This window comes from Lysobacter lycopersici, from assembly GCF_007556775.1.
In the GTDB taxonomy this organism is placed as follows: domain Bacteria; phylum Pseudomonadota; class Gammaproteobacteria; order Xanthomonadales; family Xanthomonadaceae; genus Pseudoluteimonas; species Pseudoluteimonas lycopersici.
Genome location: NZ_CP041742.1, coordinates 791,032 through 810,578 on the forward strand (window position 1 = coordinate 791,032; position 19,547 = coordinate 810,578).

Genomic DNA, 19,547 nt, shown 5'->3' on the forward strand with positions numbered 1-19,547 from the left:
CCTGTATCGGATCCGCGCCATGAATCGACTCTTCGCCACCAAACACCCGCTGGCCGTCAACGACGAAGCCGGGCAACTGCAGCTGCACCGCACCCTCGGCCCGTGGGGACTAACCGCGCTCGGCATCGGCGCGGTGATCGGCGGCGGCATCTTCGTGATCACCGGGCAAGCCGCGGCCGAACACGCCGGCCCGGCGATCATGCTCTCGTTCGTGCTGGCGGCGATCTGCTGCACGTTCTGCGCGCTGGCCTACGCCGAATTCGCGGCGATGGTGCCGGTATCCGGCAGCGCCTATACCTACACCTACGCCACACTCGGCGAACTCGCGGCCTGGTTCATCGGCTGGATGCTGGTGCTCGAATACGGCGTGTCCGCATCCGCGGTGGCGGTGAGCTGGACGGGGTACTTCCTGAGCCTGCTCGACCACTTCAACATCCATTTGCCGGAGCAATGGGTGAACGCGCCGCTGGACGCGAAACTGCAACCGACCGGCGCCATCGCCAACCTGCCGGCCGCGGGCATCGTGTTGTTGCTGACGTGGCTGTGCTACGTCGGCATCCGCAAATCCTCGTCGATGAACATGGCGATGGTGCTGCTCAAGACCGGGCTGATCGTGCTGGTGATCGCCGCCGGCTGGAAATACGTGGATCCGGGCAACTGGCATCCCTTCATCCCGGCGAACGAGGCCCCGGGCCGCTTCGGCTGGGACGGCGTGCTGCGCGGCGCGTCGATGGTGTTCTTCGCCTACATCGGTTTCGAGGCGGTTTCGGTGGCGGCGCAGGAATCGCACAAGCCGCAGCGCGACCTGCCGATCGGCATGCTGCTGTCGCTGGCGATCTGCACGGTGCTGTACGTGGCGATGGCGGCGGTGATGACCGGGCTGGTGCCGTTCGCGCAACTGGGCACCGACGAACCGGTGGTGACGGCCGTGGCCGCGCACCCGGAACTGGGCTGGCTGCGCGTGATCGTGGAGATCGGCGCGCTGATCGGCCTGTCGTCGGTGGTGCTGGTGATGATCATCGGCCAGCCGCGCATCTTCATGATCATGGCGCGCGACGGCCTGCTGCCGCAGGTGTTCACGCGCATCCACCCCGTCTACCGCACGCCGCACATCAATACCGTGATCACCGGCATCGGCATCGCGCTGCTGGCGGCGGTGTTCCCGCTCGACGTGCTCGGCGACCTGACCTCGATGGGCACGCTGATCGCGTTCGCCGCGGTCTGCGCGGGCGTGCTGATCCTGCGCCGGACGCAGCCCGACCTGCCGCGGCCGTTCCGGATCCGCTTCGTCTGGTTCGTCTGCCTCGCCGGCGTGGTCAGCTGTTTCATCCTGCTGTCGACCATGACCATGCACAACTGGGCGCTGATGCTCGGCTGGACCGCGATCGGCTTCCTGATCTACTTCCTGTACGGCTACCGGCACAGCCGCCTGGCCCGATCCGGCTCCTGACCGGCGCGATCCGACCGACGAAAAACCCGGCCCACGCCGGGTTTTTCTTTGTTCGCTAAACTCCCCGCATGGACGCATCCCTGCCCTACGACGCCCAGCACCTGCGCCACCTCGCCGGCGAGATCATCACCAACGTGCGCGAGCTGTCGCTGGCCGGCTGGACGCCCGCGACCAGCAGCAACTTCTCCCGCCGGCTGGATGAAAAACACGCCGCGATCACCGTCTCCGGCCGCGACAAGGGCCGCCTGACCGAAGCCGACATCATGGTCGTGGACTTCGACGGCAACGCGGTCGGCAGCGAACACCGCCCATCCGCGGAAACCCTGCTGCACACGCAGCTGTACAAGCGCTTCCCCGACATCGGCTGCGTGCTGCACACGCATTCGAAGACGCAGACCGTCGCTTCGCGCCTGTACGCCCCCCAGGGCCACGTGCGTTTCGACGGCTACGAACTGCAGAAGGCCTTTGCCGGCAACACCACCCACGAAGGCGTGATGGACGTGCCGGTCTTCCCCAACACGCAACACATGCCGACGCTGGCGGCGCAGGTGGACGCGCTGCTCGACAAGGGCCCGATGTGGGGCTACCTGATCGACGGCCACGGCCTCTACGCCTGGGGCCGCGACATGGCCGAGGCGCGCCGCCACCTCGAGGCCTTCGAATTCCTGCTGGGCTGCGAGCTGGAACTGAGGACCCTGAAATGAGCCGCCTGCGCATCTTCGACGAGAACGATCCCGCATCGCCGCTGCTGGCGACCTCGGATCGCGGCGAAATGGCGGCGGAACTGGCGAACATCGACGTCGCGTTCGAGCAGTGGGACGCGAGCCAACCGATCGCACCCGGCGATCCGCACGACAAAATCCTGGACGCCTATCGCGCCGACATCGACCGCCTGGTCGAAGCCAACGGCTTCCGCACCGTGGACGTGGTGAGCATCGCGCCGGACAACCCGAACCGCGGGGAGATGAGGAAGAAATTCCTCGACGAGCATTTCCACAAGGAAGACGAAGTGCGCTTCTTCGTCGCCGGCTCCGGGCTGTTCACCCTGCACGTCGACGGCAAGGTGTTCGAAGTGTTGTGCGAAAGCGGCGACCTGATCGCGGTGCCGGACCGCATGACCCACTGGTTCGACATGGGGCCGGAACCGAGCTTCGTCGCGATCCGCTTCTTCACCGAACCGGACGGATGGGTCGGGCATTTCACCGGCACCGACATCGCGCAGCGGTTCCCGCGCTACGAATGAATGTCCTGTATTCCTGAGCGCAGCGAAGGACCTGCTACCGGATTCGCGTGAAAAGCAGGTCCTTCGCCTTCGGCTCAGGATGACAACTCGGAACTTCGCGACTCAATGACCACCATCCTCACCGACATCGAAGGCACGACTTCCAGCATTTCGTTCGTCAAGGACGTGCTATTCCCGTACGCGCGCGCGGCGCTGCCCGGATTCGTGCGCGAACACGGCCATGAGCCCGAGGTGCGGCGCTGGCTGGACATGGTCGCGGTCGAGAACGGCGGCATGTGCCAGGACGCCATGATCGTCGAGACGCTGCAGGGCTGGATCGATGAAGACCGCAAGCACACCGCGCTCAAGGCGTTGCAGGGCATGGTCTGGGACGCCGGCTACCGCGACGGCGATTTCACCGCCCCGCTCTATCCGGACGTGGCGCCCATGCTGCGCGCCTGGCGCGGGGCCGGGCACAGTCTCGCGGTGTATTCCTCCGGTTCGGTGCCGGCACAAAAACTGCTGTTCTCGCATACCGACGCCGGCGACCTGGCGCCGTTGTTCGACGGTTTCTTCGATACCGAAGTCGGCGGCAAGCGCGATGCAGCGAGTTATCGCGCCATCGCCGATGCGCTCGGCGTGTTGCCGAAGGACGTGGTGTTCCTGTCCGATGTCGTCGCCGAACTCGACGCCGCGCGCGAAGCCGGGATGCGCACGAAGCTGGTCGACCGCCGCGAGGACTATCCTGAACCGCGCCTCAGCGAACACACGCACGGACACGTGCGAATCGAGCGATTCGACCAGGTCGATCCCGACTTGCTGGATCCGTGAACATCCGGGCCGACAACGTCGATCGGAAAGCAACGCTCGGCGGAATCTGCGCGATCGGCTTGTGGTCGTCGCTCGCGCTGCTGACCACGCTCACCGGCGCGCTGCCGCCGTTCCTGGTACTGGCCTGCTGCTTCGGCTTCGCCGGGCTGTTCGGCCTGACGTGGGCCGCGCGCACCGGAACCGCCGGTCTGCGCGCGATGCAGGCGCCGCCGGCCGCGCTGGCCTTGAGCACGTTCGCGTTGTTCGGCTACCACGCGCTATATTTCTTCGCGCTCAAGCACGCGCCGCCGGTCGAGGCGAACCTGATCAACTACCTGTGGCCGCTGCTGATCGTGCTGTTCGCGGGCCTGTTGCCCGGCGTGCGCCTGCGCGCAGGCAACATCGTCGGCGCGTTGCTGGGCCTTGCCGCTGCTGCATTGCTTGTCACCGGCGGACGTGGACTCTCCATCGACTCTTCGCACACGCCCGGCTACCTCGCCGCGTTCTGTGCCGCGATCACCTGGGGCGGCTATTCCGTGCTCAACCGCCGCTTCGCCGACGTGGACAGCGCGGCCATCGTGCCGGCCTGCATCGGCGTTTCCCTGCTGGGCATCGCGATGCACCTGCTGTTCGAACCTGCGACCACGATCGCGCCGACGCAATGGCTGGTGCTGGTCGCGATGGGCGTGGGTCCGACCGGCATCGCGTTCCGGCTGTGGGATCGCGGCACCAAGCACGGCGACATCGCCCTGCTCGGCAGCCTGTCCTACCTCGCGCCGCTGCTGTCGACGCTGCTGCTGGTGCTCGCCGGTCGCGCCGAACCGCACTGGATCCAGACGGTCGCGGTCGGATTACTGCTGCTGGGCGCATGGATGAGCGTGCGCGCCTCGCGCGCGGCGATGCCGGCGGCCGCGGCGCCATGAGGAGACGGCGCATGTTCTGGCGGAATGCAATTCTCGCCGCACTGCTGCTCGCGTCTCTGGTGACGAGCGCAGTCTCGCGCAAGATCGATCCGGCCGCCGCTTTTAACAGCCGAATGGCTGTTCAACCCATCGCCGACCGCGACGAGACGCTGGTCGCGAAGGAAGTCGCCGCGTTGCCTGCGCAACGCCCCGGCGTCATCGACCTGTACGCCATCGGCGTGGCCGGCGACGGCACCGAGAACGTGTTCCGCAACGAGACCGAGTATTTCGAGACGTTGATGCGAACGCGCTTCCACGCGCGCGGCGTGGTCACGCTGGTCAGCAACCCGGACAGCGTCGGCAAGAAGCCCCGGCCGCTCGCGAGCTACGACGACCTCTACGACGCGGTGACCGGCGTCGCGCGCAAGATGGACAAGCGCGAAGACATCCTGCTGCTCTACCTCACGATGCACGGCTCCCATGACCACGAGCTGGCGCTGAATTTCCCGCCCTACGTCGATGACACACTGGTACCGGACGACCTGCGCTTCGTGCTGCGCAAGGCCGGCATCCGCAACCGCGTGATCGCGATTTCCGCCTGCTATTCCGGCGGTTTCATCCCGCGCCTGCAAAACGACGACACGCTGATCATGACCGCCGCGCGCAGCGACCGCCCCTCGTTCGGCTGCGGCGCGGATTCGACCGCGACCTTCTTCGGCCGCGCATGGCTGGTCGAAGGCCTCAACCGTACGATCGATTTCGCCGAAGCCTTCCGCCATGCGCAGGGCCGGATCCAGGCGTGGGAAGAACTGGAAGGCGACGATCCGTCGCATCCGCAGGTTTCGGAAGGCGCCGCGATCCGGAAACGCCTCGCCGCGTGGCGCGCGCAAACGACGCCCGGTCCGACGGTGGCCTATCCGTGGCCACTCGACGACCTCGACCATCCCAAGCCGGACGCGGGTGGGGACGACGCGCCGTCGCCCTGACCCGGGCACGACTGCGTCGCCGCGAGTCAGTGGATTTTTTCGCCCCGCGCGAGCATCGCCACCAGCTTTTCCACCCGCGCGGCCTTCGTTTCCGGCTTGAGCGCGCTTTGCACGCGCCAGCAGACCGCATAACGATTGGCTTTGTCGAGCTTGTCGAAGAACGCCTTCGCTTTCCGGTTCTTCGCCAGCGCGATCGCCAGTTCTTGCGGCACGTCCATCTTCGCCGCGCCGTGGTAGGCGGCGTCCCAGCGACCATCGGCCTTGGCCGCCTCCACCTCGCTCAGGCCGGCGGCGCGCATCCGCCCGGCGGCGATGAGCCGTTCGACATGGGCGATGTTGTTCTTCGACCACAGGCTGCGCGCGCGGCGCGGGGTGAACCGCTGCAGGAAGCAGTTTTCATCGAACGACTTCTTCTGCCCGTCGATCCAGCCGTGGCACAGCGCCACCTCCAGCGCCTCGGCATACGTGACCGACGCGATTCCCGAATCCTTCTTCGCGATCTTCAGCCACAGGCCGGCGGTCGAAGCGTTCTTCTCCAGCCACTTTTCGAATGCCGCGGCATCCTCGAACGGCCTGACCGGCAGGTCGGCCGACCCGCTCATGGCAAGGCATCCTGCAGCCGGTACGTCGTCTTCGCGCGCTGCTCGCCACGCCAGCGGTCGAATTCGCGCACTTCGATCGTGTGTTCGCCGGCCGCGAGGTCGGTCGGCAACGCGGCTCGCCACAGGTGAGGCGAAGGTTCGGCTTCCGGCGAACGGTCGTAGCCGCGCAAGGCATCCGCCGCATCGTCGCGTGCGTTCCCGGCGAGCAGGTTCGGGTCCGGCTGCAGCACCTTCTTCATCGGCTTCCATTCGCCGCCGTCGACGCGGAACTCGACGCGCGTATCGTCGTCGCCCATGTACACGTTCGCGTACACGCCCCAGGCCGGGTACGCGCCCTGGCGCAGCACTTTCGGTGCGTGCAGGCCGATCTGCGAATCCGCCGCATCGCGCGCGTTGTGCCAGGCCAGCGCGTAATCGCCGCCAGGCTTCAGCGTGAGCACCGCGTAGCCGTTCGGCGTGCCGTCGGCCATGGTCGCGTCGGGGATGCCGCTCGCGTCCTTCACCCCGGACCAGTACGCGCCGCAGGCCGCACCGACGTTGTATTCGTGCAGAGGCGCCGCGCCATGCCAGCCATCCGCTGCATCGTGGAACACGTTCCGCTGCGCGTGCGAATGCGCGCTCAGCAGCAACACGTGCGGGAACGGCTGCAACAAGGCGAACAAGCGCTCGCGATCCGCATCGCGGAACGTGTCCCGGCCAAGCTCCTCGAACAGCGGGATATGCACCGCGATCACCAGCAACTTGTCCTTGGCCAGCGTCGGCAAAGCCTTCTCGAGGAAGTCGAACTGGTCCGGACGGAAGCCGCCGATGTAGGCCGGATGCCGGCCCGGCATCGCGATCACGTCGTCGAGGCCGATGAAGTTCGCGAGTTTCGTGCGACGAAGGAAAGTGTCGTCGCCGAATGCACGATGGAAGCTTCGCAATGATTCCGCATCGCTCGTCGCATCGGCATCGATGTCGTGGTTGCCCGGCACGTACAGCCATGGAATCCCGAGTTCGCCGGTGGCCAACTTCACCGCCGGGTACAGCGAAGGGTTGTCCGCGGCGATATCGCCCAGCGAAATGCCGAGCTTCGCGTGCTGTTTCCCGAGCAACGGCTCGACGATGTCGCGCCGGAAGTAATCGACATCGACCGCGGTCTGCGGCTGCGGATCGCCGAACACCAGCACGTCGAAGGATGAGTCTTCGCCAGCGGACGCGCCGGCACAGGCCGCCAGCAACAGGATCGATGCGGCGAAGCGCGGACGCATCAGCCCGCGGCGCGCGCGGCTGCCAGCACGCTGCCGTCGTCGACCAGTGCGAGTGCGGTGCGCACGTCGCCATCGAGCGCTCGATCGCGATCGAGGAAGGCGATGCGTTCGCGGATCGCCGCATGCGCTGCGGCGACGGCGCGCCCCGGATGCGCTTCGCCTTCGACCATGCGCACGCGCAGGTCCAGCGCCTGCGCGGCGGTCATCAGTTCCAGCGCCAGCACCTTGCCGAGGTCGTCGACCATCGCCAGCACGTGGCGTGCCTCGTTCGCACCCATCGACACGTGGTCCTCGGCGTTCGCGGAAGTCGGGATCGAATAGACGGTGGCCGGCATCGCGCGGCTGGCGAGGTCGTTGACGATGGCCGCGGCGGTGTACTGCACGATCATGAAACCGGATTCGGTGCCGTCTTCGTTGCCGACGAGGAAGCCCGGCAGGCCGTCGCTGGTCGCCGGATCCACCAGCTTGTTGAGGCGGCGTTCGGAAATCGACGCGAGCACCGGGATCGCGGCCTTGACGTAGCTCATCGCCAGCGCCAGCGGCATGCCGTGGAAGTGGCCGGCGGAAATCACCTGGCGATCCAGCGGCGCGTCCGTCGCCTCGGGGAACACCAGCGGATTGTCGGTGACCGCGTTGAGTTCGATCTCGAGCACGCGTGCCGCCTGCGCGACCGCGTCTCGCACCGCGCCGTGCACCTGCGGCACGCAGCGCAGCGAATAGCTGTCCTGCGGCTGCACCTTCTTGTCGCGCACGCGCGCGTACGCGATGTCGGCCAGGGTCGAACCGGCGAGCAGCGCACGCAGGCGCGCGGCGACGTGCACCTGGCCCGGATGCGGGCGCAGCGCGTGCACTTCCTCCGCGTAGGCGCCGAGTCGCCCGGCGAACGCGTCCAGCGTCATTGCCGCCGCGATGTCCGCGGTATCGAGCAGGTCTTCGAGTTTCTGCAGCGCGAGCACGCCGGTCGCGAGCATCTGCGCGGTACCGTTGTTCAACGCCAGGCCTTCCTTGATCGTCAGTTCGACCGGCTGCAGGCCGGCGCGATGCAGGGCTTCGCTACCGGGCATGCGTTCGCCGCCGAAGAAGGCTTCGCCACCGCCGATCAGCACGATGGCGAGGTGCGAGAGCGGCGCGAGGTCGCCCGAGGCGCCGACCGACCCGAGCTGCGGCACCACCGGCACCACGCCTGCGTTGAGCATCGCCGCCAGCGCCTGCAGCGTCTGCACGCGGATGCCGGAATGGCCGCGCAACAGCGTGTTGACGCGGATGCACAGCATCGCGCGCACCACTTCCGGCGCGAACGGTTCGCCGACGCACACGGCATGGGTTTCGATCAGGTTGCGCTGCAGCCTGGCGTAAATCGAGGCATCGCTGCCGCCGAGCAGCTTGTCGGCATTACTGCCGAAGCCGGTGGACACGCCGTAGATCGGCTGCCCCTGCTCGACCTTTCCGGCGAGGAAATCGGCGGCGCGCGCGACGTTTTCCAGCGCGGCGGGATCGAGTTCGACGCTGGCGCCGTGCGCGACTTCGACCAGCTGCGCGCGGGTCAGGGAACGACCATCGAGGCGGATCGGTTTCATGCGTGGCCTGTTTCCTTCGCCTTGAGCAATGCGTTTGCGATTTCCGCGTCGTTCGCCTCGAACTGTTCGCCGCGGCGCAGGTCCTTGACCGCGACCGTGCCGCGCGCGGCCTCGTCTTCGCCGCGCATGGCGACGAAGCGGATCCCGGCCTTGTTCGCGTATTGCAGCTGTTTCGCCAGCTTGCGCGGCTCCAGCTGCGTTTCCACGTTCATGCCGGCGGCGCGCAGGCGCTGCGAGAGCGCGAGCGCATCGGCGAGCATCGCGTCGTCCATCAGCGCGACCAGCACGTCGACCGAGCTGTCGGCAGTGGCGACCAGGCCGGCTTCGCGCAGCTGGTAGAACAGGCGAGTCAGGCCGATGGAAATGCCGACGCCAGGCAGTTTTGACTTGGTGTAGTGGCCGGCGAGATCGTCGTAACGGCCGCCGGAGCAGATCGAACCGATTTGCGGGTACGCATTCAATGTCGTTTCGTAGACCACGCCGGTGTAGTAGTCGAGTCCGCGCGCGATCGACAGGTTGATCGCGTAGCGGTTCTCGGAGACGCCCAGCGCCTTGAGTTGATCGAGGATCGCGCGCAATTCGTCGCGGCCTTCCTCGAACAGCAGCGTGCCACTACCGAGCGCATCGAGCTTGGCCAGCGCATCGGCATGTCCGTTGGAATGCACCCGCGAGAACGCCATCAACTTGTCGACCACCTCGGCCGAAAGCCCGAAGCCATCGCCCGCCAGCGTCGCGCGCACCGCGTCTTGGCCGCGCTTGTCGAGCTTGTCGAGTTCGCGCAGGACCAGCATCTGTCGCTCGCCTTCGATGCCCTGCCCTTCGAAGAAGCCGCGCAGCAGCTTGCGGTGGTTGAGCTGGATGGTGAAATCGCCGATGGCGAGCGCGTCGAACACCGCGGCGATCACCGCCGGGATCTCGGCGTCGAAGCGCGGCGACAGCGCGTCCTTGCCGATCACGTCGATGTCGCACTGGTAGAACTCGCGGAAGCGCCCGCGCTGGGCGCGTTCGCCGCGGTACACGCGCTGCATCTGGTAGCGGCGGAAGGGAAACGCCAGTTCGTGCTCGTGTTCGGCGACGTAGCGCGCCAGCGGCACGGTCAGGTCGAAGCGCAACGCCAGTTCGGGCCGACCCTCGTCCTGCTTTTCCAGGGCCCCGGTCGATTGCACGAAATACACCTGCCGCTCGGTCTCGCCGCCGGTCTTGGTCAGCAGCACCTCGGACAGCTCCATCACCGGGGTTTCCACCGGCAGGAAGCCGAAGCGCTCGAAGCCGCCGCGGATCGCGTCCAGCATGCGCTGGAAGGCGATCTGGTCGCGGGGCAGCAGCTCCATGACGCCGGGCGGGGTGCGGGGCTTGATCAAGCGTGGAACTCCGGCTCGCGTGAGGCGCCTAGTTTAGCCGGCCGGCCGCGCGCCCACTTGCCCGGACTGCCCTCGACCCCTAAAATGCGCCGTTCTGCCGTCGGGGTGTAGCTCAGCCTGGTAGAGCGCTACGTTCGGGACGTAGAGGTCGCAGGTTCGAATCCTGTCTCCCCGACCACTGTTTTCCCGCCACATCAGCGGGTTATACGAACAGCTCTGAATCGTAATGAATAACGATTCAGAGCTGTTTTTGTATACCGATGGCCCAAGAGTGGCCCAAGCGATTCAAAGCGATTTTTTCTAGTTGACGTACGCCGCTTGTCGTTGTTATTCGTAGCGGCAATGAGCGGAACTGATCGCCCCAATAATAGAACACCAGCCGATCCAAAACGGCAGGCCAGTCTTACGCTCGAGGCCGCTCTCGTCCCTGTCCGACAAAAGTTCGACTTGCACCGCAAGCGGATCTACATCTTGCTGGCCGTCGCGGCGATTGCAGGCATCTTGGGCATCGTCCTGACCCAGACATTGATAGAGACGGTGCCGCTGGCTGGGATGCCGCTAATGGCGTCATCGTTCGTTTTCCTCGCAGCCGCTTTTCTGGCTGGCATGACGATTATTGTCGTCGAAGTGGCACCACCGCCTATCCGGTCGTGGCTTGCTCCAGGACTTGTCGCCTTGATGTCGGCGGCGCATGTCTTGAATACTCCTCGCTGGCCTGTGGCCGGCCAAGAACGCCCTCCGCGGCCTGGCCGGGCATAGCGGCAGCTTCCGCGCGGCCCTGCCGCAGCCCTCCCTCGCGCATCAGCTGAGGGCTAAAAATGAGCATCAACACTGAGTCGAAGCTGCCTCGCACGCTCACGACCGAACAAATTGCGATCTTGCTCGCACTAACTGTAACGACCGTCCGTACTTATGCAACTGCGAAAAGGTACCGTCACTTACTCCCGCGCCATTTCAAGCTGCCTGGAGGCAGACGTTTATTGTGGGATGAAGATGAGGTACTGGAATGGATGCGCTCTGGGCGCATTGCAACTTTACCCCGGCCCCCGAAAAAACGCGGCCGTCCCTCGAAACGGCAACAATTCGAAAGCGCGGACGCAACCGCGCAAGCCAAAGAGGGCCGATCTCTGAACTCTCTCCGGTGGTATAGGTAATACTGCAAGCTCGTCGTTGGCGAGCGGATCGGCCTGCTTGTATTGAAGAGAGGGTGGTATCTCGGCGCCATATGCTGGATTTTTTTGGCATATGGCGCCCTACTCTCAAATGCCTAAAAATCTGGCAGTCTTAGACCACCCACCTAAACCTCTTTAGCCAGCAGCACCACGAACGCTGCCACTCCCGATCACCAAGCGCGAGGTGGAGTTGAGTATCCGTCCGGCACGATTAGTACAACGGCTTCGATCAATTTCTACGGCGTCTATCTTGAGATCAGGTCGGTCTGATTAAAACTAGATCGGCTTAATTTTGCTCGTTCTGGAGACGCATTGTGCAGATCGCATGAGTGCGTGATGAATACGAACAAACTAGAGCATCGCGAAAACAAAACTACACGCCATCCAGACAAGAAATGCGAGGAATGCCACCTGCATCAAGATTCGAATGAATTCACGTAGTACGAAGAGAAGACTGTAAGAACACAGTCCGACAGTCCAATACACTGCGTTCTTGATCCATACGTGATGGAGAAAGAACGGCATGTCATGGATCCATTCCCTGACGCCATAAACTGCAACAGCAGTACCGCAGATGATGAAGCAAAAGATCCAGAGGTCCGCGAAGCCGCGAACCGGATCGACGCCAGACGCGCGCATGTGATCCCAACGGGCTTGCCAGATCTTGTCCCATTCTGCGGAGGCTCTGGCGCTAGCCCAACCAGCATTGAAATCAGGTCCGTAGCTCATGCGAGTTCCTTGCGTTTGCAGCGTTGGAATTTCGGCTTAACTGGTCGAGGTGACTCGAAATGTTCCACCGACTTCAATTCTAAGCGTTTCCACCCATTATGTCACTTATAGGACGTGCTCTTATATCGCGTGGCCGGATAATGCGGGCACACCTAGCATCCGGGCATGCCCAGACCGGCCAAGAAATCCGTCGACCCGCTGGAGCTTTTTGGCCAGCGCCTGATTCAGTTAAGGAAGGCCAAGGCGTGGTCTCAGGAGCGCCTCGCCCTAGAAAGCGGGCTGGCCCGCAGTTATGTCGGCGGCATCGAGCGCGGCCAACGCAACATTGCCCTGCTCAACATCTACCGCCTGGCCGAAGCACTTCGCGTTCCTCCTTCGGCCTTGCTTGAAGCACCGCACTAAAGGGCCTCTGACCACAGAGCCAGGCGCTGGGGTCTAAGACAACGAGGCGCCACGTTCCGCTCACCCGCTAAAGGGTCTTCACTCCAAGCGCGGCCCGGAACTCCGCAACGGCTTCCGGACCAAGGCTATGGTCGTGACCACCGTCTTCGTACGTGTCCAACCGCAGACGTGACCGATCAATCCCTTCGACATCGTGCTTGGCAATGAGCGCTGTTGGCGTGTCTGCAAACCAGCGCCGATGATTGAAATCCGCGTCATCCTCGGCCATGTACCGCCCGCCTCAGCAAATCCAGATATTGCTGTCTGTCATGGTCAGATCTCCATGATCAAATCGGGGTCGAACGCGGGTCTCGGGTCGAAACCGATTTACACGCTCGGCATAGCCAAGCGGATTACAGGCCAGCCACGAACCGATTTCATTCCCCATCTTGCTTGCGTATCTCAGGGGTCGGAAGCCAGACCGTGATTCGACACGAAGCGTCCTCCAGCACTGCCGGTGTGGCGCCTTGAGGCGTATGCGCGTGGCATTTGGTCGTGAACCAATTTCGCTTCGTCTTGTAGAGCTCGCCAACAGCTCCGCATGTTTCGCAAGTCCGGTAGGACAGGCCTTCAGCAAAGCGGATCAAGGCATGTTGGCTCGCGCTGGCTTGACCGATATAGAAACGCAGCCCGCCGAACTTTTCCTTGATCTGATGCGCCTCCACTTGCGGGGCGCCTTCGTGATCCGTGTAGTGCTGCAACTGCTCGCATAGCTCGTCGAGCAAGGTATTCCACCCAGCTTCGATCTGGAGCGAAACCTTCTTGCCGTTCGGGGCCAGGATCTTCGGCCACCGATCATGGATCGCTGAATAGAGGGCTTCATTCATCGCATGGTCCCTTCAGGGGCATGATTGTCGTCAGCAATCGCGCCGTAGTCGGATCGACCTAAAGCAATGCAGCTCCACGACCGGGGCCAGCCCTTCGTGGTAGCCGTCGATCGCTTCGGCGGCATCCGGTGGAATGGGACCCAAGCCGCAGGCACGCACCTCCTCCCAGGTCATCAAATCGCGGGGTTCGAAGCGAATGATTTGCGCGGTCGGCTGCGCGTCCTTTGACATGTCGGGCTTCCAGAGTCAGCCGGGATGTCACGGATAGTAGGCCAATCACATCGCATCAACAAGCCTAGCATGTTAGGGTTAGAGGGCAATCCTTGAGCGGCCGAAATGTTAGGCAGGAACGAGACAGCCCATGCCCCGCAAACAACATACGCTTCAAGAAATCGTCCAGATCCTTGCCGAAGGTTTAAACGGCAAGAGAATCAAGCGGGAGGTATGCCGCCGCCATGGCATCACCGAACAAACCTTCTATCGCTGGCTAAAGAAGTATCCGCGGGCCAAGGAAGCCCACGATGCCGTCATCCTCAGCAACAAGACCGGCTCTTTGCACTTGCTGCAGGCGCTGTCCGGAGCACCGGATCCCTCAGAGAACTCTCAGGAGGATTGCGGTATCAGTGATCCTTACGAAGAGCCTGAAGATGCCCCGCCGTGGGAACAGCTCATCACCGAGGGCCGGGAAACGTCCATTGGGGAGACCCCGACAACCCCAGCTGTGACTTATCACACGGCATTCCGCGATCGCGACCGAACAGTGAAGATCCATGGCCGACTGCCGCGTGGGGAATTCGAGTTCGTCCAGATCGCCCTCCCGAAAGATCTGCATCGATTACTGAAGAAATCCGTCGATGGCAGCCTCAACCAGGCACTGATTGGCTTGGTGCGCTATGCGCTGGAGGCCCTGGATCGCGACGGGCAAACCCTGCATCTATTCGATGCCAGCCTGCCTAGGCCACAGCTTCCCAGCAAGAAACCAAGGGTCAAATTTCTGAAGGACTTCAATCAGTAGCGCTCACTGCTGTCATTCGCATGCGCTAACGAATTCGTTCCCACCCTGGATGTTGTGGCGGCGGAAGCGGGTGTTCGTCCCGCTTATCCTTTTTTCGGCGCCGACCAGAGCTAGTCCCGATAAGCGTGATGTGATGGGTGATGTTGAAAAGCAGGCTAGTGAAAGTCGCGTCGCGGCCCAGAAGACGAGTCCGCCGCAAGGACTAAGAACCGGCTCATGGCGTCGGCCCGCTCCCGAGATGCACGTCGTAATTGTCAGAATCAAGAGTCGGTGCCGACGCCTCTCGTTGTTGCCGCAATGAAGCCTCGACTTGCTGCAACTCGTCAGCCAAGGACGCGGCGTTGTCTACGCGCCAGGCAGACTTCGCGGACTCCTGATGCGCCTCATCCTCGACAGTTGCCAGCATCTTGGACCAAGCCTGAACTGCGGATTCTTGTCGCATTTGCGCCACCTGAAGCTCACTCTGCAAGCGGCCAAATGCCTGCCTAGCCTCTTCCCACTGGCGCTGCAACAACTCAGGGGCGGCGATCAGCTGAGCAGCGGGGGTTTTTAGCAATCCGAGGTCATGTAACCACGAACGCAATGAATGCACTTGACGCCATTGAAGTACCGCACTGCATTGCCGTGCCTGCCGACGCAACTCACGCCCTTCTTCCTCAAGCAAATTTATCCGCCTCTTGATTTTACTAACACCTTCCTTGGCTTCGTCCATATGCAGAATCGCCATCTGCAGTGGTTTGCTCTTTTTCAAGTACAGTGCGCGAATGAACGGAAGGTCATTACGCCGACGGGCAATTTCCGCACGAGATTCCTCCGCAGCCGGCAGGTGCGACAACCCAAGCACATCACGCAGCTGTTGTCGCAATTTCCCATAACGTTGTGCCATGCGATCACTATGCCAAGACACCGGGTCCGCACTGACCGGATCTTCGGATGGCGTCCTTGCTTGGCACCTAATTCTCTCAAGCTCCAGGTTGATCACTGCCACCTCGCGATTCAGGTTCCCGGGGGCCGTGCGAGTACCACGCCGTTCGAGCGTGCTCGCCTGCGGGCCGAGATGAACAGTGGCTAGAGGCGCCAGTTCAACGTTAATGCCCTGAGCCAACATCTGGCGCTTGTAGCTGCGGTGGTCGACCCGTGCCGAGACCGCGCCTTCCTTCAACGCCAAGTTGACTCGCCGCGCCCAGCTCTCCCTCCATTTCTCTATGAGATCCTTGTCATTCCATTCCCTGGCCTTGCTCCCGAAGTCGTTACCATCAATATGACGTAGCGTCAGAAGAATATGTGCATGCTCGTTTCGACGGTCGCCAGTCTTTCCGGGCTGGTGCATTGCCACGTCCGCCACCATACCTCGCGAAACAAATTCATCGATTACATAGTCGATCAACAGGCGCCTTCGCCTTTCATGAGACAGCTCATGTGGAAGCGAGACCTCGATTTCTCTCGCGAGTTGCGCATCCTTTCGCTTTTCGATGCGCTCGACACCATTCCACAACGCGTCGCGTTCGTGCATCCATGGCGCCGCGGTGTCGGGAGCCAAGATGAAAGACTCGCGAACTCCGCCCTTGTGCGTGAAATCATGGACCTCTCCCGTTCGCTCATCAAGGATGCGAGTTGCCGCGCGATAGGCGGCTGCCGCAGTCGATGACCGGCCGCTACTGCGGCCGATGACCTGCGCGGAAAGGTGAAAGATGCTCACGCGCGCTCCACTTCCGCCATTTCTGCGCCGGTTTTTTTGCCGCCAGCGGGCCGCACACATCGCGCAGCGATGTATAAGTGCGCCCTTGCTTTCGCTTCGGTTTGCATCGCAGCAGCATGGCCACGATACGATAATAACAACAAGACGCATTAAACGATTCAAAGCGAATTTATTTTTTGCGAATCTGTCGTAATTCACAACAATTCAAAGCGAATTATTCTCCTTGCATCAAGCGCGGATTGTGGATTTCATGTGTGCGCATCCACGAACCAAGGAGACACGAAATGCCAAGCAGCCCGAGCAGGATCGATGCACTGGTCCAGAAGCGGCAAATGCTCGATGCAAGAATCGATCGCCTCAAGCAGCGCGAAGCCGCATCCGATCGAAAAGCCAGAAGCAGGGCGTTATTGCTGCTTGGCGTCGCGGTCGAAAAACAGATCAGGCAACAGCCAGATTCCATTGAGTCGGTACGTCGACTGATCTCGCAGAACTTGTTGCCGCGTGAACAAGCAGCGGTGCTCGCCTTCCTGTCTGCGAGCACCATATCAAGGGCGGCGACATCGCCGTAGCGACTTGAAGAATCATCCGGAGATCGCGCATCAACAGTGCGCCCTGCATATCAGCATTTCTCTTGCGTTGGCAATTTTTCACACTCAACCAGTAGATCGAGAATCGCGTAAGGTCTCGCCTGAACCCTGTGTTGGGGTATCCGATGCAAACCTTGATCCTATTGGGTGCGGTCCTCGGGCCTTCGCTGCTTCTCCTCGGTGTATTGCTGGGTAAGCGGTTTTGGCGGTTGCGCGACAGGCGGCGCTCGCCGATCGCACACAAGGTGCTGAACTTCCCTGGCGAAGGACTGCGCCGGAAGATGCAGATTCTGGTCAAATTGACCATTCGTGCCGCTAAGCATCTGGCCTTCCAGCTGGTTATGGACGCCCCTCGCCGAATTGCCCACATCGACTGGGTAGATCTTTCGGGTCGATCGCTGCGATCGGCCAGCTGATACTGATTAGCGGCGTGATAATGACGGCTCCCGGCCAGTAGCGGCCTTCCCGCTGATGCCTAATCCAACCCTTGCTCTAAGCACGCTAGTCAATCGGCCCCAGATGTAGCGGTATGAGGGCGGATCGACCCTCTTGATATTGTGATAGACGCCTCCATGTCGCTGTGGTCTCGGTCTATGAGACAGGAAGCCTGAACACTGAGGGTCCTTTCCACCGCAATCCGGACAGCAGCGTCCCAAGGGGCCATATGACCGTCATCGTCGAGCAAGGAGAGGACGATCCGCACGACCTGACGGGCAGCACGCCGAGTGCTGCCCGGCCCGATTCCCCTTTCCGCATCTTGAGCCTGTCCGGCGGTGGTTACCGCGGGCTCTTCACCGCCCGCATCCTCGCCGACCTCGAAGAGCGCATCGGTGCGCCGATCGCGACCCGCTTCGACCTGATCGCCGGCACCTCGATCGGCGGCATCCTGGCCTTGGCGTTGGCTTTGGAAGTGCCGGCCAAGCAGATGGTGGCGCTGTTCGAGGAACGCGGCGACGAGATCTTCAAGAAGCGCTGGTCGTTCCTCAGCTACCTGCGCTCCCCCTACACGCAAGCATCCCTCGCCACCTTGCTCGAGTCCGACACGTTGTTCGGCCAACGCATCCTCGGCGCATGCACGCATCGCGTCATCGTCCCGGCGATCAACCACACTACCGGGCGCCCGGTCCTGTTCAAGACGCCACACCACCCCAGCTTTTCCACGAACTACAAGGATCGTCTGGTCGATGTCGCGCTGGCCACCAGCGCCGCACCCGGATTCTTCCCGCGGCACGTCTTCAACAACTGCCAGTACGTCGATGGCGGGTTGTTCGCCAACGCTCCCGGCCTGCTGGCACTGCATGAAGCCGAACACTTCCTCGGCCAGCAGCGCCCTAACCTCCACGTCATGGCGATCGGCACCATGTCGGCAAAGTTCACCGTCGACCCGCACCGCAACCGCAATGGCGGTGCGCTGGACTGGGGCGGCTGGAAGCCGGCCAATATGCCCAAGCGCCTATTCGGTGTCTCCATCTCCGCGCAGGAATCGCTGGTCCACCACCTGCTGGGCCACGCGATCACGCCTGGCCAGTACCACCACCTCGACGAAGACCTGACCGACGAACGTGCCCGCGCCGTGGCGCTGGACAAGACCGACGGAGCTGCACGGGAAATCCTGCTGGGCTCTGCGGCGGAATGCGCCAAGCGCGCGCTCGGCAACGCATCGATCCTGGCGCTGCTGGATCGCCCCGCGCCGAAACCGACCTTCTACTACGGCGAACACGCCAATTCTGCTCAAGGAGCATGATCATGTTGAAGTTGCACAAGCTGTTTCTCAACGCCGGCCATGCCTTGAGCTTCGACGAGGTCATCGAGCCGACCACGACCCAGTGGGACACCTTGGTCGAGGCGAAGAACGCCATTCGCGACCACCTGCGGGCAAGCCTGCGCGCCGCCTCCACCGAGTTGCTGGGCATGGACGTGAAGATCGGCCCGCGCTTTCGCAGCCAGGGCTCCTGCGTCTATCGCACGCTGATCCAGCCGGCGCACTCCGGACAGGAGATGGACTGGGACTTCGGCGTCTACCTGCCGGTAGAAATCATGGACGCGCGGCCGAAGACCGCTGCCAAGACGTACTTCGACATCGTCGAAGCGGCGTTGGACCAGTTGTGCAAGAAGCGCGGATGGTCGCTGGACCGCAGCAAGAAGAGCTGCGTCAGGGTCAAGATCGCGCCCTGGGCGCACATCGACGTTCCGCTCTACGCCGTGCCGGCCAGCGAGTTCCACACCATCCAGGAACGGGCCCTTGCCACCGCCCAGCTGTATAGCGGCACGCGCGACAGCGTGCGGCTGAGCGAAAGCGTGGACTTCGCCGAAATGCCCGAACCGTTCTGGCAGATGATCGAGGGCGTCCACCTCGCCACGCGCGCCGGCGAATGGCTCAAGACCGATCCCGAGGAGGTCGCCCGCTGGTACAACGACCGCGTGGAACAGCACGGTCCGCAACTGCGCCGGGTTTGCCGCTATGTGAAAGGTTGGCGCGACTACTACTGGCCCGACTGCGATGGGCCTAGCTCCGTATCGCTGATGATCCTGGTGGCGCGGAACTTCGTCCCGCGCCTGCGCCGGGACGACCTCGCGCTCGAGGACGCCGCCCGCGCTATCTATGAGGGCATCGGACACGACATCTACGAGCCCGGCATCGACGGCGGCGAAACCGACTTCAACCGGCTGGATGCGACGCAGCGGAAGGTGGCCAAGGCGCAGGCCAAGGACTTGCTGGACCAGTTGTCGAACTCGCGTCACTACGCCAGCTTGAATCTGGCGCGCGACGCAATCCGCAACGTGCGCGGCCAGTTCGGTAGCCGCATCGCCGACGACATCAGCTTCATCGAACTCGACGACAGCGCTGACCAGGTGCGAAGGTCGTCGGCCGCGGCCGTGGCGCCGCCGCTGGTGGGCTCGAACCAGTCGGGGTGAC

The 19,547-nt window shown here is 63.0% G+C and carries 21 protein-coding genes and 1 tRNA gene; 13 read left to right on the forward strand and 9 right to left on the reverse strand.

Features of this window, described 5'->3' with window-relative positions; genetic code table 11:
* Window positions 1–19 precede the first annotated feature (19 nt).
* The 6 genes from FNZ56_RS04070 (at window position 20) to FNZ56_RS04095 (ending at window position 5,370) form a co-directional block, all read left to right on the forward strand.
* A complete protein-coding gene (locus FNZ56_RS04070) occupies window positions 20–1,450 on the forward strand; it encodes an amino acid permease (RefSeq protein ID WP_143878621.1) in 1,431 nt (476 codons plus the stop codon).
* Between the two features lie 68 nt (window positions 1,451–1,518).
* Window positions 1,519–2,154, forward strand: coding sequence for a methylthioribulose 1-phosphate dehydratase (locus FNZ56_RS04075; protein WP_143878622.1), 636 nt, complete (start codon window positions 1,519–1,521; stop codon window positions 2,152–2,154).
* Window positions 2,151–2,693: a 1,2-dihydroxy-3-keto-5-methylthiopentene dioxygenase gene (locus tag FNZ56_RS04080; RefSeq protein ID WP_143878623.1), complete on the forward strand. Its 543-nt coding sequence runs from the start codon at window positions 2,151–2,153 to the stop codon at window positions 2,691–2,693. Before FNZ56_RS04075 ends, FNZ56_RS04080 begins: the two co-directional genes overlap by 4 nt.
* A gap of 105 nt (window positions 2,694–2,798) precedes the next feature.
* The gene (mtnC, locus tag FNZ56_RS04085) at window positions 2,799–3,503 is read left to right on the forward strand and encodes an acireductone synthase (protein WP_143878624.1); all 705 of its coding nucleotides are present in this window, start codon (window positions 2,799–2,801) and stop codon (window positions 3,501–3,503) included.
* A complete protein-coding gene (gene yddG, locus FNZ56_RS04090) occupies window positions 3,500–4,405 on the forward strand; it encodes an aromatic amino acid exporter YddG (protein WP_221933316.1) in 906 nt (301 codons plus the stop codon). The genes mtnC and yddG overlap by 4 nt, the downstream gene beginning before the upstream one ends.
* Window positions 4,406–4,416: 11 nt before the next feature.
* Window positions 4,417–5,370, forward strand: a complete 954-nt coding sequence (locus tag FNZ56_RS04095) for a C13 family peptidase (RefSeq protein ID WP_185970786.1) — start codon at window positions 4,417–4,419, stop codon at window positions 5,368–5,370.
* A gap of 26 nt (window positions 5,371–5,396) precedes the next feature.
* Here the strand turns inward: FNZ56_RS04095 and FNZ56_RS04100 are convergent, their stop codons facing one another.
* Genes FNZ56_RS04100 through hisS form a run of 4 tightly spaced genes read right to left on the reverse strand, consistent with a single transcriptional unit; the run spans window position 5,397 to window position 10,160 of the window.
* Window positions 5,397–5,972, reverse strand: coding sequence for a YdeI/OmpD-associated family protein (locus tag FNZ56_RS04100; RefSeq protein ID WP_143878626.1), 576 nt, complete (start codon window positions 5,970–5,972; stop codon window positions 5,397–5,399).
* Window positions 5,969–7,222, reverse strand: coding sequence for a calcineurin-like phosphoesterase C-terminal domain-containing protein (locus FNZ56_RS04105; RefSeq protein ID WP_143878627.1), 1,254 nt, complete (start codon window positions 7,220–7,222; stop codon window positions 5,969–5,971). The genes FNZ56_RS04100 and FNZ56_RS04105 overlap by 4 nt, the downstream gene beginning before the upstream one ends.
* A complete protein-coding gene (hutH, locus tag FNZ56_RS04110; RefSeq protein WP_143878628.1) occupies window positions 7,222–8,799 on the reverse strand; it encodes a histidine ammonia-lyase in 1,578 nt (525 codons plus the stop codon). The genes FNZ56_RS04105 and hutH overlap by 1 nt, the downstream gene beginning before the upstream one ends.
* Window positions 8,796–10,160 carry a histidine--tRNA ligase gene (hisS, locus tag FNZ56_RS04115; RefSeq protein ID WP_143878629.1) on the reverse strand — a complete coding sequence of 455 codons (1,365 nt, stop codon included), beginning with the start codon at window positions 10,158–10,160 and terminating at the stop codon, window positions 8,796–8,798. Before hisS ends, hutH begins: the two co-directional genes overlap by 4 nt.
* A gap of 101 nt (window positions 10,161–10,261) precedes the next feature.
* Between hisS and FNZ56_RS04120 the strand changes: the two genes are divergently transcribed.
* Window positions 10,262–10,338, forward strand: a tRNA-Pro gene (locus FNZ56_RS04120).
* A gap of 1,345 nt (window positions 10,339–11,683) precedes the next feature.
* On the opposite strand, the gene FNZ56_RS04130 is transcribed toward FNZ56_RS04120, so the two are convergent.
* Window positions 11,684–12,061 (reverse strand): hypothetical protein, encoded by a 378-nt coding sequence (locus FNZ56_RS04130; protein ID WP_143878631.1) that lies wholly within the window; start codon window positions 12,059–12,061, stop codon window positions 11,684–11,686.
* A 165-nt stretch (window positions 12,062–12,226) separates the two neighbouring features.
* On the opposite strand from FNZ56_RS04130, the gene FNZ56_RS04135 reads away from it, so the two are divergent.
* Window positions 12,227–12,463 (forward strand): helix-turn-helix domain-containing protein, encoded by a 237-nt coding sequence (locus FNZ56_RS04135; RefSeq protein WP_143878632.1) that lies wholly within the window; start codon window positions 12,227–12,229, stop codon window positions 12,461–12,463.
* A 67-nt stretch (window positions 12,464–12,530) separates the two neighbouring features.
* On the opposite strand, the gene FNZ56_RS04140 is transcribed toward FNZ56_RS04135, so the two are convergent.
* From FNZ56_RS04140 to FNZ56_RS04150, 3 genes are all read right to left on the reverse strand, one after another.
* Window positions 12,531–12,731 carry a hypothetical protein gene (locus FNZ56_RS04140; RefSeq protein ID WP_143878633.1) on the reverse strand — a complete coding sequence of 67 codons (201 nt, stop codon included), beginning with the start codon at window positions 12,729–12,731 and terminating at the stop codon, window positions 12,531–12,533.
* Between the two features lie 148 nt (window positions 12,732–12,879).
* The gene (locus tag FNZ56_RS04145; protein WP_143878634.1) at window positions 12,880–13,329 is read right to left on the reverse strand and encodes a hypothetical protein; all 450 of its coding nucleotides are present in this window, start codon (window positions 13,327–13,329) and stop codon (window positions 12,880–12,882) included.
* A gap of 30 nt (window positions 13,330–13,359) precedes the next feature.
* Complete coding sequence (locus FNZ56_RS04150; RefSeq protein ID WP_143878635.1) at window positions 13,360–13,560, reverse strand: hypothetical protein; 201 nt, start codon at window positions 13,558–13,560, stop codon at window positions 13,360–13,362.
* A gap of 130 nt (window positions 13,561–13,690) precedes the next feature.
* Here FNZ56_RS04150 and FNZ56_RS04155 point away from each other — a divergent pair, with 130 nt between their 5' ends.
* The gene (locus FNZ56_RS04155; protein WP_143878636.1) at window positions 13,691–14,344 is read left to right on the forward strand and encodes a transposase; all 654 of its coding nucleotides are present in this window, start codon (window positions 13,691–13,693) and stop codon (window positions 14,342–14,344) included.
* A 214-nt stretch (window positions 14,345–14,558) separates the two neighbouring features.
* Here the strand turns inward: FNZ56_RS04155 and mobQ are convergent, their stop codons facing one another.
* Window positions 14,559–16,043 (reverse strand): MobQ family relaxase, encoded by a 1,485-nt coding sequence (mobQ, locus tag FNZ56_RS04160; protein WP_185970787.1) that lies wholly within the window; start codon window positions 16,041–16,043, stop codon window positions 14,559–14,561.
* A 284-nt stretch (window positions 16,044–16,327) separates the two neighbouring features.
* Here mobQ and FNZ56_RS04165 point away from each other — a divergent pair, with 284 nt between their 5' ends.
* The 4 genes from FNZ56_RS04165 to FNZ56_RS04180 all read left to right on the forward strand — a co-directional run bounded on the left by FNZ56_RS04165 (window position 16,328) and on the right by FNZ56_RS04180 (window position 19,546).
* Entirely contained in the window at window positions 16,328–16,612 is a 285-nt protein-coding gene (locus FNZ56_RS04165; protein WP_143878638.1) for a hypothetical protein, read from the forward strand.
* 143 nt (window positions 16,613–16,755) lie between these two features.
* Window positions 16,756–17,046 (forward strand): hypothetical protein, encoded by a 291-nt coding sequence (locus tag FNZ56_RS04170; protein WP_143878639.1) that lies wholly within the window; start codon window positions 16,756–16,758, stop codon window positions 17,044–17,046.
* Window positions 17,047–17,294: 248 nt separating this feature from the next.
* On the forward strand, window positions 17,295–18,374 hold the full coding sequence (locus FNZ56_RS04175; protein ID WP_143878640.1) for a CBASS cGAMP-activated phospholipase: 1,080 nt from the start codon (window positions 17,295–17,297) through the stop codon (window positions 18,372–18,374).
* A gap of 2 nt (window positions 18,375–18,376) precedes the next feature.
* Window positions 18,377–19,546: a CBASS cGAMP synthase gene (locus tag FNZ56_RS04180; RefSeq protein WP_143878641.1), complete on the forward strand. Its 1,170-nt coding sequence runs from the start codon at window positions 18,377–18,379 to the stop codon at window positions 19,544–19,546.
* Window position 19,547: the final 1 nt, after the last annotated feature.

Bases quoted from the DNA above. Each gene is read 5' to 3' on its own strand.
- FNZ56_RS04075 (WP_143878622.1), top strand. From the start codon at position 1,519: ATGGACGCATCCCTGCCCTACGACGCCCAGCACCTGCGCCACCTCGCC.
- FNZ56_RS04145 (WP_143878634.1), bottom strand. From the start codon at position 13,329: ATGAATGAAGCCCTCTATTCAGCGATCCATGATCGGTGGCCGAAGATC.
- FNZ56_RS04095 (WP_185970786.1), top strand. From the start codon at position 4,417: ATGTTCTGGCGGAATGCAATTCTCGCCGCACTGCTGCTCGCGTCTCTG.
- FNZ56_RS04150 (WP_143878635.1), bottom strand. From the start codon at position 13,560: ATGTCAAAGGACGCGCAGCCGACCGCGCAAATCATTCGCTTCGAACCC.
- FNZ56_RS04070 (WP_143878621.1), top strand. From the start codon at position 20: ATGAATCGACTCTTCGCCACCAAACACCCGCTGGCCGTCAACGACGAA.
- FNZ56_RS04175 (WP_143878640.1), top strand. From the start codon at position 17,295: ATGACCGTCATCGTCGAGCAAGGAGAGGACGATCCGCACGACCTGACG.
- FNZ56_RS04140 (WP_143878633.1), bottom strand. From the start codon at position 12,731: ATGGCCGAGGATGACGCGGATTTCAATCATCGGCGCTGGTTTGCAGAC.
- hutH (WP_143878628.1), bottom strand. From the start codon at position 8,799: ATGAAACCGATCCGCCTCGATGGTCGTTCCCTGACCCGCGCGCAGCTG.
- FNZ56_RS04135 (WP_143878632.1), top strand. From the start codon at position 12,227: ATGCCCAGACCGGCCAAGAAATCCGTCGACCCGCTGGAGCTTTTTGGC.
- FNZ56_RS04100 (WP_143878626.1), bottom strand. From the start codon at position 5,972: ATGAGCGGGTCGGCCGACCTGCCGGTCAGGCCGTTCGAGGATGCCGCG.
- FNZ56_RS04165 (WP_143878638.1), top strand. From the start codon at position 16,328: ATGCCAAGCAGCCCGAGCAGGATCGATGCACTGGTCCAGAAGCGGCAA.
- FNZ56_RS04170 (WP_143878639.1), top strand. From the start codon at position 16,756: ATGCAAACCTTGATCCTATTGGGTGCGGTCCTCGGGCCTTCGCTGCTT.
- FNZ56_RS04180 (WP_143878641.1), top strand. From the start codon at position 18,377: ATGTTGAAGTTGCACAAGCTGTTTCTCAACGCCGGCCATGCCTTGAGC.
- FNZ56_RS04105 (WP_143878627.1), bottom strand. From the start codon at position 7,222: ATGCGTCCGCGCTTCGCCGCATCGATCCTGTTGCTGGCGGCCTGTGCC.
- FNZ56_RS04080 (WP_143878623.1), top strand. From the start codon at position 2,151: ATGAGCCGCCTGCGCATCTTCGACGAGAACGATCCCGCATCGCCGCTG.
- mtnC (WP_143878624.1), top strand. From the start codon at position 2,799: ATGACCACCATCCTCACCGACATCGAAGGCACGACTTCCAGCATTTCG.
- FNZ56_RS04130 (WP_143878631.1), bottom strand. From the start codon at position 12,061: ATGAGCTACGGACCTGATTTCAATGCTGGTTGGGCTAGCGCCAGAGCC.
- FNZ56_RS04155 (WP_143878636.1), top strand. From the start codon at position 13,691: ATGCCCCGCAAACAACATACGCTTCAAGAAATCGTCCAGATCCTTGCC.